The 16,258-nt window shown below is 37.5% G+C and carries 13 protein-coding genes; 12 read left to right on the plus strand and 1 reads right to left on the minus strand.

Annotation, left to right across the window (positions count from 1 at the left end; all coding sequences use genetic code 11):
- Nucleotides 1-202: 202 nt before the first annotated feature.
- The 9 genes from KVT27_RS00500 to prfB all read left to right on the plus strand — a co-directional run bounded on the left by KVT27_RS00500 (nt 203) and on the right by prfB (nt 9,894).
- The gene (locus KVT27_RS00500; protein ID WP_217580475.1) at nt 203-589 is read left to right on the plus strand and encodes a flagellar protein FlaG; all 387 of its coding nucleotides are present in this window, start codon (nt 203-205) and stop codon (nt 587-589) included.
- A 22-nt stretch (nt 590-611) separates the two neighbouring features.
- The gene (gene fliD, locus KVT27_RS00505; protein ID WP_217580477.1) at nt 612-2,972 is read left to right on the plus strand and encodes a flagellar filament capping protein FliD; all 2,361 of its coding nucleotides are present in this window, start codon (nt 612-614) and stop codon (nt 2,970-2,972) included.
- A 50-nt stretch (nt 2,973-3,022) separates the two neighbouring features.
- Nucleotides 3,023-3,427, plus strand: a complete 405-nt coding sequence (fliS, locus tag KVT27_RS00510) for a flagellar export chaperone FliS (RefSeq protein WP_217580479.1) — start codon at nt 3,023-3,025, stop codon at nt 3,425-3,427.
- The gene (gene fliT, locus KVT27_RS00515; RefSeq protein WP_254636024.1) at nt 3,424-3,783 is read left to right on the plus strand and encodes a flagellar protein FliT; all 360 of its coding nucleotides are present in this window, start codon (nt 3,424-3,426) and stop codon (nt 3,781-3,783) included. Before fliS ends, fliT begins: the two co-directional genes overlap by 4 nt.
- Before the next feature lie 322 nt (nt 3,784-4,105).
- Nucleotides 4,106-4,486: a PilZ domain-containing protein gene (locus KVT27_RS00520; RefSeq protein WP_008178814.1), complete on the plus strand. Its 381-nt coding sequence runs from the start codon at nt 4,106-4,108 to the stop codon at nt 4,484-4,486.
- A gap of 99 nt (nt 4,487-4,585) precedes the next feature.
- The gene (gene hpf / locus KVT27_RS00525) at nt 4,586-5,137 is read left to right on the plus strand and encodes a ribosome hibernation-promoting factor, HPF/YfiA family (protein ID WP_008178812.1); all 552 of its coding nucleotides are present in this window, start codon (nt 4,586-4,588) and stop codon (nt 5,135-5,137) included.
- A 141-nt stretch (nt 5,138-5,278) separates the two neighbouring features.
- Nucleotides 5,279-7,789 carry a preprotein translocase subunit SecA gene (gene secA / locus KVT27_RS00530; RefSeq protein ID WP_036123357.1) on the plus strand — a complete coding sequence of 837 codons (2,511 nt, stop codon included), beginning with the start codon at nt 5,279-5,281 and terminating at the stop codon, nt 7,787-7,789.
- A 366-nt stretch (nt 7,790-8,155) separates the two neighbouring features.
- A complete protein-coding gene (locus tag KVT27_RS00535; protein ID WP_036123361.1) occupies nt 8,156-8,689 on the plus strand; it encodes a competence protein ComK in 534 nt (177 codons plus the stop codon).
- A gap of 100 nt (nt 8,690-8,789) precedes the next feature.
- Nucleotides 8,790-9,894, plus strand: a protein-coding gene (prfB, locus tag KVT27_RS00540) for a peptide chain release factor 2 (protein WP_245405919.1) whose coding sequence is annotated in 2 segments (ribosomal slippage) — nt 8,790-8,864 and nt 8,866-9,894 — 1,104 coding nt in all. Because the reading frame shifts where the segments join, the coding sequence is not laid out codon by codon here.
- Between the two features lie 40 nt (nt 9,895-9,934).
- Here the strand turns inward: prfB and KVT27_RS00545 are convergent.
- Nucleotides 9,935-10,444 carry a competence protein ComK gene (locus KVT27_RS00545; protein ID WP_036123364.1) on the minus strand — a complete coding sequence of 170 codons (510 nt, stop codon included), beginning with the start codon at nt 10,442-10,444 and terminating at the stop codon, nt 9,935-9,937.
- A gap of 226 nt (nt 10,445-10,670) precedes the next feature.
- Here KVT27_RS00545 and KVT27_RS00550 point away from each other — a divergent pair, with 226 nt between their 5' ends.
- From KVT27_RS00550 to uvrA, 3 genes are all read left to right on the plus strand, one after another.
- A complete protein-coding gene (locus KVT27_RS00550) occupies nt 10,671-10,919 on the plus strand; it encodes an IDEAL domain-containing protein (protein ID WP_036123367.1) in 249 nt (82 codons plus the stop codon).
- Nucleotides 10,920-11,245: 326 nt separating this feature from the next.
- Complete coding sequence (uvrB, locus tag KVT27_RS00555; protein ID WP_036123371.1) at nt 11,246-13,225, plus strand: excinuclease ABC subunit UvrB; 1,980 nt, start codon at nt 11,246-11,248, stop codon at nt 13,223-13,225.
- Nucleotides 13,226-13,232: 7 nt separating this feature from the next.
- On the plus strand, nt 13,233-16,100 hold the full coding sequence (gene uvrA / locus KVT27_RS00560; RefSeq protein ID WP_036225929.1) for an excinuclease ABC subunit UvrA: 2,868 nt from the start codon (nt 13,233-13,235) through the stop codon (nt 16,098-16,100).
- Nucleotides 16,101-16,258: the final 158 nt, after the last annotated feature.

Here is a 16,258-nt window from a genome sequence, read left to right on the forward strand (position 1 = left end):
ACTACCAACTAAATATTAAAGGTATATTTTTACTGCGAATTTTCGTTTTAACATAAACGTAAATTCGCTTTTTATATTTTATAGCATCTAAAAGTGGGAAATCTTCTCAAATAAAATGATTCGTTTTTCTTTAAAAGTGAAATATTTAAAATTACAACCGATATTATACACAAGTTAACTAAGTACATAAGGAGTGGGAATGATGCGTATTGGGGCGCAAGGACTTGTAGTAGATGCACCAACTGTTTCAGGTAGTACAAAAATGACAAGCTCAGAAGTGACAGCAAAGACTTCTGTAACTACTAAAGAAGTTTCACAACCTATAGTAGAAGAGCAAAATTTTTTAAAAGAAGATCAAGAAATAACAAAAGAAAAACTACAACAAGCTGTAGAGACAGTAAACGAATTTTTACAAATCAATCATAGTTCTTCAAAATTTGTTCTTCATGATGGCTTAGAACGTTATTTTGTGCAAGTCGTAGATGCAAAAACAGAAGAAGTAGTGAAAGAAATACCTCCTAAAAAGCTATTAGATGCATTTTATGAAATGCAAAAGCTTTTAGGGATGATTGTAGATGAAAAAATATAAACTTTTTTAGGAGGGCTTTATTATGGTAAATCGTATTGGTGGATTAGCATCTGGAATGGATATAGATGCATTGGTAGCAAAGTTGATGGCTGCAGAGAGAACGCCACTCACTAAATTACAACAAAAGAAACAAACTTCCGAATGGACACGAGATGCTTATCGAAGCATTAATGCAAAGCTAAAAACATTTGATACGTATATTGCAGACAATCTTTTAATTAAAGGCTTTAATACGAAAACGGCTACTTCATCTAACTCAAAATATGTTACGGCAACCGCAACATCAAGTGCTTCAGGAAATTTAACGATTGAAGGCGTATCACAGCTTGCTACTGCAGGAAAAACAGTTGGTAGTAAACAAGTCAATTCAAATGCTGGGGTTGCTACTGGCAGTACAAAAATTAGTGATATTGAAGGATCCACTTTCACTGGCACGGGAGAATATTCAATTTTATTAAAAGCTATCAAATCAGACGGTACATTGGCTAGTGAAGCTACTGAAGTTAAATTTAAAGCAACAGACACTATTGATGATGTGATGAAAAAAATTAATAGCAGCAATGCAGGTGTAACTGCTTTCTTTGAAAATGGTAAATTATCTGTTGCGGCAAAAAATACAGGTGAATTAGCAGGGAATGCTGCTGAAGTGCAATTAGTAACTGAACAAACAAAGAATGGTGTAAAAGTAGAGGGCACTGGTAATGCATTGTTCTCAGTATTAGGGGTAGGTAGTCCAGGTTCAACCGACTTAGTAGATGGTGGATCTAATGCTATTTTCCGTGTAAATGGTATTGATACAGAGCGTTCTACCAATACATTCACTATGGGCGGTTATAATATAACGTTAAATGAAACATTTAACTCAAAAGCAACAATAGAAACTCGTATTAAAACATTGGAAGAATTGCTTGCCGCTACCAAATTAGCTATTCCTGATTTAGAAACAAAAATAAGTACTCTGACAGGTGAAGCAGCCACTGCAAAGGACCTTTATGATAATGCACTGAAAATTTTTAATGGTGCGAATACAAGTTCGGCATTATCTGCTGCTGGAAAAAAAGTACTTGCAACTATGAATAAAGAACAGCTCGCTACGCTTGACAATCTTGATTTGACGGATAATGCAGCTATTGAAGCATCGGATTTAACTGATGCGCAAAAAAAGGCATTAAAGGCTTTAAAAACGGAAGAAAAGGAGGCTTTAAATTCCTCTTTAACCAATGAATTAAATGATTTGCAAAGATTTAGCGCATACGAAAATTTAAGTACGACTAGTAAAAATATTTTTATGAACATGGATCCAGCGGATATTGAAAAATTAGCCAATATTTCTGATTTAACATCGAATGATGAAATTGATAGCAGTGATTTAACAGATGATCAAAAAAAAGCATTAAAAAGCCTTTCATCGGAACAACGTCAAATATTAGGTAATATTTCTTCTGAAGACTTAAAAGGTATGCAAGAGGTTATTAATACTAAGAATGCGTATGATATTAAAAATACAGAGTTAACAACGAAAATCCAACAATTAGAAACAGCTAAGAGTAACGAAATAAAATACACTAAAGATTTAGCAGATGCTAAAAATGCACTTGCAAATACCCCAGCTGATGGAACTACAGTGCCAAATGTGACATTATCATCTACAACTGATGTAGATGACATGATGAAAAAAATCAAAGAGTTCGTTACAATGTATAACGGACTTGTTAAGGAAATGAACGACCAAACGAAGGAAAAGAAATACCGTGATTATTCCCCATTAACAGACGAACAGAGAAAAGAAATGTCAGAAAATGAAATTAAGCTATGGGAGGAAAAAGCTAAAAGCGGTTTATTGCGTAGCGACTCGATTTTAAGAAGTGGACTAGCGGGTATGCGTGGATTAATTTATGAATCGAACCCTGCTGTGTCCAATCCTAAATATAATACGTTATTTAATATTGGGATTACGTCTTCAAAATCATATAATGATGGTGGTACTTTAGAAATTGACGAAGAAAAATTACGTAAGGCATTAGAAGATGATCCTGATGCAGTAACAGCCTTATTTACAAACAAAGGTGATAAACAAGATACAATCTCTGTCGATGGTGTTGAAAAAATTGTTGATACTCGCGGATTTTTACTAAAGCTTAGAGGGTCTATGGATAAATTCAAGCTAGACATCGAGAAAAAAGCGGGTAATGCTTCAAGTGTGGATAATTCTTATTCGATTGGTAAAAGTCTAGTTGATATGGATAAACGTATTGATACATGGAAAGACAAGCTTGAAAAAATAGAAGCCCGCTATTGGAAACAATTCAGTGCCATGGAAAAAGCTATTAACAAAGCAAACTCACAGTCAGGTATATTTGCGCAATTTGGTGGACAGGGATAAAAGTTTTAGTATAATTTAGTTAAAAGGTAATAAAAAGGAGTTGTCTTTGATTGACAGCACAAACATCTGCTCATAATGCATATAAACAAAATAGTGTTACAACTGCTTCTCCAGGAGATTTAACACTAATGTTGTATAATGGATGCTTAAAATTTCTGCATAAGGCGAAATTAGCAATTCAAGATAAAAAGATTCAAGAAAAAAATACTAACCTTCAAAGAGCACAGGCAATCATAAGTGAGCTCATGGCGACACTGAATATGGATATTGAAGTATCAAAAAATATGATGGCACTTTATGAATATATGAATACTCGATTAGTAGAAGCAAATATTCGAAATGACGTTTCTATAATTGAAGAGGTTGAAGGACTTGTTTCGGAATTCCGTGATACTTGGAAGGAAGTTATTCGTATTAATCGTCAGCAACAATTTGGGAATGGGGACAGAATATGATGGGACCAGTTGAACGTTTGCTCTCTATTTCAGCTAGACTTAATGAGCATTTGTCAACCATTCCTAGCGGAGATGACCGAGAAGAGTTTATAGAAAAGATAGATGTATTACTCGACGAGCGTGGAACCATAATCAAAGAGTTCCAACAATCTGGTAAATCTTTGGATGGTCATCAATTAAATAAGCATTTACAGGAGCTTGATCGTAGCATACAAGAAAAGTTACAAAAGGTTATGACTGCAATTAAAACGGACATGAAAACTCTTCAACAATCTAAAAAAAATGAGCAACAATATTTAAATCCATACAGCTCTGTTCGAGTAATGGATGGTATGTATTACGACGGAAAAAAATAAGTTAAATATTTAGTGATACTTATAAATGATTACATCAAAACCAGGACTTATTTAAAAATGAGCTTCTGGTTTTGTGTTTTACTCTACATAGTTTGATATATTTCGAGAATTTAAGTAATCCTATCATTTTTCGACATTTTTTTAGTCATCATCTACAAATGTGTGAATACATTTCTAATCTTTCTTAAAAAGGTTTAAGTAAAATAGTCATAAATTAGGCTGTTCAACGGTAAAATATGTTACTTATTCCCCTAGCTGTAAGATGGGCGTCGTGTCATAATCAAAGCAATATAAATGTTTAACAATATACTGGGGTGGGAATATGATTTTTAAGCGTCAAGAAGGTTTCCGATTTAAATTTGAGGAGCCTGTTCAAATAACATTTGCTGTTTATGAAAATGGGCGAGTTAATCATGGGCAGACGGCTATGGCTGAATTGCTAGATATTAGTCCGCGTGGGTTAAAGATGTATACGGAAGTGGATTTAGGTGTGAATCCTCCACCATTGGATATCCATTTTGTGCTTGATACGCAAGAGGTGCGGGCTTATGGTGAAGTGATTTGGAGTCGTCCATTTGGTAGTGGTAAGCAATACGGCGTTTATTTTAATGATCAAGGGCGCGTTGAAGAGTTGATTGTAGATGAATTAAAGCTACGACGTAAAAAAGAAGCGGCAGAAGCGAAAAAGCAAAGCCAATATTAATTTTATAAAAGTTTTTTGTAAAATAAAGAATTATTTTAGAGGAATTTCACACACTTGTGTAGAAATAGATAGTATAGCAGTTATAAAGGAGGAGTTTACATGTTAAACTTTAACATTCGTGGTGAAAATATTGAGGTAACTCCAGCTATTCGAGAGTATGTTGAGAATAAAATCGAAAAAGTTGAACGTTATTTTAACGAAGATGTTAACGCCAATGCTAACGTAAATTTAAAGGTTTATAATGACAAGCAAACAAAAGTGGAAGTTACAATCCCAATGAAGAACTTAACTCTTCGTGCTGAAGAGCGTCATAATGATATGTATGCTGCGGTTGATCTCATTGTTGATAAATTAGAGCGTCAAATTCGTAAGCATAAAACGAAAGTAAACCGTAAATTCCGTGAGCGTGAAGGGGCAGGCCTTTATTTTGCTACTACTCAAGCAGTCGTTGATACGACTTTGGATGAAGAAGAATACTCCATTGTACGTACGAAGCAATTTGATTTAAAACCGATGGATCAAGAAGAGGCTGTATTACAAATGAATATGTTAGGGCATGATTTCTATGTCTTTACAGATGCTGAATCAAACGGCACAAATATTGTGTATAAACGTAAAGACGGAAAATATGGCTTAATCGAAACAACTTAAACTTCATGATGACAAAGGCTCTCGCGATGGCGAGAGTCTTTTTTATATGACTTTCTTATGCAAATAGGGTGACTGTTTGCATGAAACTGTTACACAATGGTAAAATGAAAGTTGAATCTATATAGGAAGTGAAAAACATTCATGGCAAACCTATTAAATAAATTATTTGATTTCAATAAACGTGAGTTAAAAAAATTAGAAAAAATCGCTGACCAGGTTGAGGGATTCGCTTCTCAAATGGAACAGCTTTCAGATGATCAATTACAAGCGAAAACAGAAGAGTTTAAAAAGCGTTATACGGATGGGGAGCAGTTAGAGTCGATTCGTGCAGAGGCTTTTGCTGTTTGTCGCGAAGCGTCGAAACGTGTGTTAGAGATGTATCCGTTCCGTGTTCAAGTTATGGGGGCGGCTTCCCTTGATGAAGGTAATATTTCAGAGATGAAGACCGGTGAAGGTAAAACGTTAACAGCGACAATGGCGGTTTATTTAAACGCAATTACTGGTAAAGGCGTGCATGTTGTCACAGTCAATGAATATTTGGCTAGCCGTGATGCTGCTGAGATGGGACAGTTGTACAATTTCTTAGGTCTTACAGTAGGTTTAAATTTAAATAGCCTGTCTAAAGAAGAGAAGCGTGCGGCTTATGAAGCGGATATTACTTATAGTACAAACAATGAATTAGGATTTGACTATTTACGTGATAATATGGTGCTTTATAAAGAAGAGCGTGTTCAACGTCCGCTTCACTATGCTGTCATCGATGAGGTTGACTCGATTTTAATTGATGAGGCACGTACGCCATTAATTATTTCGGGTCAGGCTGGGAAATCAGCACAGTTGTACAAACAGTCTAATGCGTTTGTACGTATGTTAAGTGCAGAAACAGATTACACATATGAAGAGTCAACTAAAGGTGTTACATTAACGGATGCCGGTGTTGAAAAGGCTGAAAAGGCATTTGGCATTGACAATTTATTTGATTTAACACATGTCCGCTTAAATCACGCCATTAACCAATCGTTAAAGGCACATGTGAGTATGCATAATGATGTTGATTATGTTGTCCAAGAGGGCGAGATTGTGATTGTTGACGGCTTTACTGGTCGTTTAATGAAAGGTCGCCGATATTCGGATGGCCTTCACCAAGCTATTGAAGCTAAAGAAGGCGTTGAGATTCAAAATGAATCGATGACAATGGCGACTATTACATTCCAAAACTATTTCCGTATGTACCAAAAGCTTGCGGGTATGACAGGTACAGCGAAAACAGAGGAAGAAGAATTCCGTAATATTTACAATATGAGTGTTATTGCGATTCCTACGAATAAGCCAATTGCTCGTGATGATCGTCCAGATTTAATTTTTGCTTCTATGGAAGGAAAATATAAAGCGGTGGCGGCTGATATTGCAGAGCGCCATAAGGCAGGACAACCTGTGCTTGTTGGTACGGTTGCAATTGAAACATCTGAAATTATTTCGCAATTGCTGGATAAACATAAAATCCCTCATAATGTACTGAATGCAAAAAATCATGAACGCGAAGCAGAAATTATTGCTAATGCTGGTTCAAAGGGTGCTGTAACGATTGCTACAAACATGGCGGGTCGTGGTACCGACATTAAACCTGGTGAAGGTGTATTAGAAATTGGCGGGTTAGCGGTTATTGGTACTGAGCGACATGAATCCCGTCGTATTGATAACCAGCTACGTGGACGTTCTGGTCGTCAAGGGAATCCAGGGGTAACACAATTTTATCTATCACTAGAAGATGATTTAATGCGTCGTTTCGGTTCAGATAATATGAAGGCGATGATGATGCGTTTAGGTATGGATGATACACAGCCATTGCAATCAAAAGTTGTGTCGAGAGCTGTAGAATCAGCGCAGAAACGTGTCGAAGGTAATAACTTTGATGCTCGTAAGCGTTTATTACAATATGATGATGTTCTCCGTCAGCAACGTGAGATTATTTATAAGGAGCGTTATGATGTTCTAGAAACAGAAAATATGCGCGTGCTTGTGGAGTCGATGATTCAAGAGACGATTGACAATGTTGTCGGACTCTATACACAAGGTGAGCAAAAAGATTGGAATCTCAAGGCTATTGATGACTTTGTGGCTGCTAATTTGCTAGAGGAAGGTCAACTAAAAGTAGCTGATTTCCAAGGTAAATCGGCAGAAGACATTAACCAATTGATTTCAGAAGCTGTGCACGCTCGATATGATGAAAAAGAGGAAGAGCTTACAGCAGAGCGTATGCGTGAGTTTGAAAAAGTTATTTTATTACGTTCTATTGATACAAAATGGATCGATCATATTGATGCTATGGATCAACTTCGTCAAGGTATCCATCTGCGAGCATATGGTCAAAATGATCCGCTACGTGAATATCAACAAGAAGGTTTTGCGATGTTCGAAGATATGGTCGCTTCCATTCGCGAGGATGTTGCGAAGTATGCAATGAAGGCTGAAATTCGCAGTAATCTTGAGCGTGAAGAGGTGGCGAAAGGTCAGGCTGTTAATCCGAAAGAAGAAGGCGGCCCTGCTCCGAAAAAGCAACCTGTTCGTAAGGCTGAAAATGTTGGACGCAATGATTTATGTCCTTGTGGAAGCGGTAAGAAGTTTAAAAACTGTCATGGTGCAGCTCAATAATAGAAATGGAAAAGATCATTTTAACGTATGTTGAAATGATCTTTTTTTGTATAAAAAAATAAATTATTGTCATAAAAGTCATAATTTATAGACAATAGTAAAATATGGGTATACAATAGCTGTAATAATAGGAATTTAGTTTTAGAAAATTCTTCTATTATTATTCTGAATTATTAGGTGTAGGTGTGATGGAGTACTAAGGATTTAGTGATGAAAGATTTTGAGAAGCTGAGGTGGGAGAAATGTGGGGAGAAATAAAGTTTTCCAAGCAATTTCGACTTGTAGAAAAAAGCAGGAATGTACGGACCTTGGTATATTCTTTTTTTATTTAAGCTGAAAACATAAGTGCATAAAGGGGGAATAAGGATGCATAAGAAGGATATTATGAGTAGTGAAACTATGCTGTATATGCCTGTGTATGATTCCTTTGGAAATTTATGTACTCGGGTGATGGAAAAAAGTAATGACTATATTTCTAAATTAACACCGACGAAGTTAATGGACTATAATCTTCGTTATTATGGTTCAAGCTTAAGAGGGGCTTTCGATGGATCAAAAATGATTTTAGGTAAACTTAATAAAAACCCAATCGTTGTGGATGAGCGTGGGAATATTTTATGGTTTCCAAGCAAGTCACCTCTACATCCGGAATGTATATGGTTTGCTGTCCATCATATTGAAGAGTATTTCTCTGTGGATAAAAAGAGCACAAAGGTAATCTTTACGAATGGTCAGGATATTATTGTAGATGTTAGTGTCAAAACGATAGAGTATCGTATTCAGCGGGCATTTTTATTAAAATATAGATTAGAGCGAAGAACGAAGCATTTACTTGTTCAATATGATCGTGTGAAAGTATTTCAACGTTTTGCGCTTGATATGTTAGAGGACGAGACGTAGAGTAGTGTTTTTATGTATGTTTTCCTCGGTAAAAACGTTATAATAGTAAGATCGGAGCTTTCACACTAGTCTCCATTACTAACGTTCGGAGGATTTTACAATGATTGAATTAGCAGATGTACGCAATGTGTTAGACACTACAGCCAAAAAATTGGTGGACTTCAGGGGGTCTCTTTGACTTAGAAAACAAAGAGGCACGTATACAGGAGCTAGATGAAATGATGCTAGAGCCAGGATTCTGGGATGATCAGCAAGGTGCACAGGTGATCATTAATGAGGGCAACGGCTTAAAAGCAATCGTCAATGAATATAAAGAGTTAGAAGAAATACATGAGAATTTAGATATGACATTGGAGCTTTTACGTGAAGAGCCAGACGAAGAATTGCAGGAAGAGTTAGGAAAAGAACTGGTAGAATTCCAACAAAAAATGGCTGATTTTGAGCTACAATTATTATTGAGCGGTCCATATGATCAAAACAATGCTATTTTAGAGTTGCATCCAGGAGCAGGTGGAACAGAGTCACAAGACTGGGGTTCTATGCTACTACGTATGTATACACGATGGGCTGAGAAGCGTGGCTTTAAGGTGGAAACAATGGATTATCTTCCTGGTGATGAAGCAGGCATTAAATCTGTAACTATTTCAATTAAAGGTCATAATGCTTTCGGCTATTTACAAGCTGAAAAAGGTGTTCATCGCCTAGTGCGTATTTCACCATTTGATTCATCAGGCCGTCGACATACTTCTTTCGTTTCTTGCGATGTCATGCCAGAATTTGACGATAATATTGAAATTGATATTCGTACAGAGGATTTGAAAATTGATACGTATCGTGCGACAGGTGCGGGTGGTCAGCATATTAATACAACAGATTCAGCTGTTCGTATTACACACATCCCGACTGGTACGGTTGTACAATGCCAAGCAGAACGTTCACAAATTAAAAACCGTGAGAAAGCGATGGCTATGTTAAAAGGGAAATTATATCAATTAGAGTTAGAGAAGCAACAGGCACAGCTTGATGAGATCCGTGGTGAACAAAAGGACATTGGCTGGGGCTCACAAATTCGCTCGTATGTATTCCATCCATACTCAATGGTAAAAGATCACCGTACGAATGAAGAAACAGGGAATGTCGGAGCGGTAATGGACGGCGATGTAGATCCATTTATTAATGCTTACTTACGTTCAAAAATTAACTAATAGCCATCCCCCAAGAGTTGTTTCTTGGGGGATTTTTTAGTTAAAAGAATGGATGATAGGGTGAATCTTGACTAAGTTGTTTTCGTTCGTTCATGTAATGTTTGTAGAGCATAGAAGCATTTACAAACTGTTTACTAATAGAAGCATATTGAATAGGTAGCTCAATCTTTTGATCGTTTTTTAATGTGACCACACATCCCGTTTCGCTTGGCGTAATATTGATAATCGCATGGAGCCCTATCCATATATTGTGAATGGAATTAGGTGAATAGGTTGGTAGAAAGATGCAAGGAAAACCATAATCAAAGGCCACGACGATTGGTAGCTTATGTTGATTACCAAAAAAGCGTTTAGCAGATTGCTTTGCTGCTTCATAGGTGGAGCCTAATGAAATACAAGATTTTCGCAGTACATGCATCGGCTTCCGAGTAACAATTAGCTCATTATGTTTGTCTATAACATGAGTAAAAACTTTAGTGTCATGCTGAACTGGTTGGAGCAAGTAAGTGTTAAAGGAAATTAAATAGCCATTTACAAATTTACTAGTCATATTGGAAGTGCCTCCCTTTTCTATTGATAACCGTAGTGTAGTACATAAAATGAATTTCAAAAAATATACAAAGTATTGAAACAAGGTTGATAAATGAATGAAATGCTTAGAGAATTTGCTTTAAATTTCACGAGTTTACTAGCTAATCCAAGTTATTTTCAAATCGTAAGCATTGCTTTTTAATTTCAATTTTCATATAATTTAGAAAAGGATCGGGGTGAGATCGTTGGATAAATATTATTCGTACACAGATTTTCTAAAAGCCGTTGGTCAGTCAAAAAAAGTTGATGAGGCAGAGAAATTATTAAACGAGATTTATTTAGATTTATTTTTAAATCGTATCCAGCGTATGCATCGACAAGAGCAGCTCATCGTTTTAATAGATAGAGCGCTCGATGAAAAAGATGAAAACGCATTTTATCAATACGCAACCGAACTCAATTCCTTGCAGCAATCAGAAGATGAATCATACTAATAATTCCGCTCTCCGCGACTATGGAGAGCGGGATTTTTTTTGGAGATGATAGAGTGGCTGTGCCATTCACCTAATTTTTAAAAAGTATTGCTCTAAAAATGAGAAAAGAGAAGGAATGACTACCATTCTACAATGGACATCTCGTTACTAGATAAGGCTTGAAAACCTGACGAAACGGCTATTATGAGAGTAGAAGGTTGATTATCCATCTTCCATTTTAGGGATAGAAAAAAATTTTACAAACATTCGTTCGTTAAATGTTCGAAATTTTAATATTGCTATGCTAAAATATATGTACAAATTGGAAAGAAAGGACGGGGACAGGTGTGCAAACTTTTGATTTACAAGCGCCATATCAGCCTAATGGAGATCAGCCACAGGCAATTGCGGAATTAGTGGAGGGTGTGAAGGCAGGCAAGCGTCATCAAACATTACTTGGTGCAACAGGAACTGGGAAAACATTTACGATTTCAAATGTAATCCAGCAGGTTAAAAAACCGACACTTATTATGGCACACAATAAAACGTTGGCGGGCCAATTATATAGTGAGTTCAAAGAGTTCTTTCCAAATAACGCTGTAGAATACTTTGTTAGTTACTATGATTATTACCAGCCAGAAGCCTATGTACCGCAGACAGATACTTATATAGAAAAGGATTCTAGCATTAACGATGAAATTGATAAGCTGCGCCACTCTGCAACTTCTGCATTATTTGAGCGTGATGATGTCATTATTATTGCATCTGTATCCTGTATTTACGGTCTTGGTTCTCCTGAAGAATATCGTGAAATGGTTGTATCGATCCGCACAGGTATGGAAATTGAACGTAATCAGCTACTGCGCAAACTTGTAGATGTTCAATATGAGCGCAATGATGTTAGTTTTACACGCGGGACGTTTCGGGTACGAGGAGATGTAGTAGAGATTTTCCCAGCCTCACGTGATGAGCATTGTATTCGTGTCGAGTTTTTTGGGGACGAAATTGATCGCATTCGTGAGGTAGATGCTTTAACTGGAGAAATACTATCAGATCGAGAGCATGTCGCTATTTTCCCAGCATCCCACTTCGTTACACGAGAAGAAAAAATGCGAAAAGCGATAGAAAACATTGAAAAAGAATTAGAGGATCGTCTAGCTTTACTGCGTGCCGAGGATAAATTATTAGAGGCTCAGCGTCTAGAGCAACGGACACGTTATGATTTAGAAATGATGCGGGAAATGGGCTTTTGTTCAGGGATTGAGAACTATTCGCGTCACTTAACTTTACGTGAAGCAGGTGCGACTCCATATACGTTGCTTGATTATTTCCCTGAGGACTTTTTGCTTGTCGTAGATGAAAGTCACGTAACTCTTCCGCAGGTACGAGGGATGTACAACGGTGACCAAGCACGTAAAGGGGTACTTGTTGAGCATGGTTTCCGCCTGCCATCTGCGCTAGATAACCGTCCATTACGTTTTGAAGAATACGAAAATCGAGTACATCAAGCTATTTATGTATCTGCAACACCTGGACCCTATGAGTTGGAGCATACTCCTGAAATGATCCAGCAAATTATTCGACCTACTGGTTTACTGGATCCATTAATTGATGTCCGCCCAATTGAAGGGCAAATAGATAACTTGATCGATGAAATTCAAGATCGTATTGCACGTGATGAAAGAGTGTTAGTAACAACACTAACAAAGAAAATGTCAGAGGACTTAACGGCTTATTTGAAGGAAATGGGCTTAAAGGTTGAGTATTTGCATTCTGAGATTAAAACATTAGAGCGTATTGAGATTATCCGTGAGCTACGGAAGGGCACTTATGATGTACTAATTGGAATTAACTTATTGCGAGAAGGACTTGATATTCCTGAAGTATCACTTGTAGCCATATTAGACGCTGATAAAGAAGGATTTTTACGTTCAGAACGTTCACTCATTCAAACGATTGGCCGAGCTGCGCGTAATGCGAACGGTCATGTCATTATGTATGCAGATCATGTAACCGACTCGATGAAAAAGGCGCTCGATGAAACAAAACGTCGTCGTGAATTGCAAATGGCATATAACGAAGAGCATGGTATTACGCCTCAAACTATTAGTAAAAAAATACCAGAAGTAATTCGTGCTACACAAGTGGCAGAAGAAGAAGAATCCTATGTAACAAAGGCGACGAAGGGCAAAAAGCTGACAAAGGCAGAAAGAGACCAGCTCTTAGCTTCTCTAGAAATAGAAATGAAGGAAGCAGCAAAAGCGCTTGATTTCGAACGTGCAGCTGAGCTTCGAGATACAATATTTGAATTGAAGGTAGAAGGGTGAATGACTTGTGAAAAATACTGAAATTGTCGTGCAAGGTGCACGTGCTCATAATTTAAAAAATATTAATGTCACAATTCCACGTGATCAATTAGTCGTTTTAACAGGATTATCAGGATCAGGTAAATCTTCATTAGCGTTTGATACGATTTATGCGGAGGGACAACGACGTTATGTCGAGTCTCTTTCCGCCTATGCGCGTCAGTTTCTTGGGCAGATGGATAAACCAGATGTTGATGCAATCGAAGGATTATCGCCTGCTATTTCAATAGACCAAAAAACAACGAGTCGTAACCCGCGCTCTACAGTAGGGACGGTTACAGAAATCTATGATTACTTACGTTTACTATATGCACGTATTGGTAAACCGATTTGTCCGAATCATGGGATAGAAATTACTTCTCAAACGATTGAACAAATGGTGGACCGTTTATTAACTTATCCAGAAAGAACCAAAATGCAACTCCTTGCGCCAATGGTTTCTGGCCGTAAAGGAACCCATGTAAAACTGCTAGAAGATTTAAAAAAGCAAGGCTTCGTTCGTGTGCGTATTGATGGAGATTTACGAGATTTAGATGATGCGATTGATCTTGATAAAAATAAAAAACACTCTATTGAGGTAGTGATCGACCGTGTTGTAATGAAGGAAGGGGTCGCTGCACGTTTAAGTGATTCTTTAGAGACAGCTCTTCGTTTGGCAGATGGTCGTGTGCTTGTAGACGTCATGGAGCATGAGGAACTACTATTTAGTGAGCATCATGCCTGTCCTATTTGTGGTTTTTCTATTGGCGAGCTAGAGCCACGCATGTTTTCATTTAATAGTCCATTTGGTGCTTGTCCAAGCTGTGACGGCTTAGGCTCGACACAAGAGGTGGATTTAGATTTAGTGGTGCCGGATTGGGATCGTTCTTTATTAGAGCATGCTATTGCACCTTGGGAGCCAACAAGTTCACAGTACTATCCTCAATTATTAAAAGCAGTTTGTGATCACTATAATATTCCAATGGATGTGCCAGTGAAAGATTTACCAAAAGACAAGATGGACAAAGTGTTATTTGGCTCAGGTAAAGAGAAGATTCACTTCCATTATGAAAATGAGTTTGGCAATGTACGAGACCAAATGATTGAATTTGAAGGTGTTGTCCGAAATGTAGAGCGTCGTTTTAAAGAGACAACTTCAGATTATGTTCGTGAGCAAATGGAAAAATATATGGCACAACAGGCCTGTCCTTCTTGTAAAGGCTATCGTTTAAAGCCAGAAACATTAGCTGTAAAAGTTGCCGACAAACATATTGGTGAGGTGACACAATATTCAATTCAGGAAGCCGACACATTTTTCAAAGAGCTAGATCTCACTGAAAAGGATATGAAAATTGCTCGTCTAGTTTTACGGGAAATTGAAGAACGACTGGGCTTCCTTGTTAATGTAGGTTTAGACTATTTAACTTTAAGTCGTGCAGCAGGTACATTATCTGGTGGGGAAGCACAACGTATTCGCCTTGCTACTCAAATCGGTTCACGATTAACAGGCGTTCTATATATTTTAGATGAACCATCGATTGGCTTACATCAACGTGATAATGATCGCTTGATTAGCACGTTACAAAACATGCGAGATATTGGTAATACACTGATTGTGGTGGAGCATGATGAGGATACGATGCTAGCAGCTGATTATCTGATTGACGTTGGACCAGGTGCAGGTGTACATGGTGGCCAAATTGTTGCAGCTGGTACACCACAGGAAGTCATGGAAAATAATAAATCTTTAACAGGACAATATTTAAGCGGGAAAAAATTTATCCCATTGCCAGTGGAAAGACGTCAACCAAATGGTCGTAAGCTTTCGATTAAGGGTGCCAAGGAAAATAATTTACGCAATGTTAAAGTCGACGTTCCACTTGGCTTATTTGTCGCAGTGACAGGTGTATCTGGTTCAGGGAAATCCACGCTGATTAATGAAATTTTATATAAATCATTGGCACAGAAGCTGAATCGTTCCAAGGTTAAACCGGGAGAACATAAAGAGGTAACAGGGATGGATGAGCTTGAAAAAGTCATCGATATTGACCAATCTCCAATTGGTCGTACCCCGCGCTCGAATCCAGCTACTTACACGGGAGTCTTTGATGATATACGCGATGTTTTTGCTACCACGAATGAAGCAAAGGTACGAGGCTATAAAAAAGGTCGTTTTAGCTTTAATGTCAAGGGGGGGCGCTGTGAAGCATGTCGTGGAGATGGAATTATTAAAATAGAAATGCATTTCCTTCCGGATGTGTATGTTCCTTGTGAAGTATGTCACGGCAAACGCTATAATCGAGAAACACTTGAAGTGAAATATAAAGATAAAAGTATTGCAGATATTTTAGATATGACGATTGAAAATGCTGTAGTATTCTTCGAAAATATTCCAAAGATTCAACGTAAGCTTCAAACTATTGTTGATGTTGGCTTAGGTTATATGAAATTAGGACAACCTGCCACAACATTGTCTGGAGGAGAGGCGCAGCGTGTAAAATTAGCATCTGAATTACATCGACGTTCAACAGGAAAATCATTCTATATTCTAGATGAACCAACGACAGGCTTACATGCAGACGATATCGCACGTTTACTTGTAGTGCTACAACGTCTTGTTGAAAATGGTGACTCCGTATTAGTTATTGAACATAATCTAGATGTTATCAAGACGGCTGATTATCTTATCGATTTAGGTCCGGAGGGTGGAGACAAAGGGGGTACGATTATTGCAACAGGTACACCTGAAGAAGTGGCAGAAGTGCCAGGTTCTTACACAGGGAAATATTTGAAACCAATTTTAGAACGTGACCGTATGAGAATGGAAGCAGTATTAGCAGAAGCTTCTAAATCTTAATCCCAGCCTTCAATCGGAATGCGAAAAGCAACTCAATCGATAGAATTAAAGAAGAATGGGAGCACATCTTTCAAGCTGACAAGAAGGAAAGCCTTCGTTGTAATAAAAAATCCATTTTATTTCAATTTTGCAGTGAAACTTTTCAAAAAAAGAATCGT

The organism is Lysinibacillus sp. GbtcB16 (assembly GCF_019091145.1).
GTDB classification, from domain to species: Bacteria; Bacillota; Bacilli; order Bacillales_A; family Planococcaceae; genus Lysinibacillus; species Lysinibacillus fusiformis.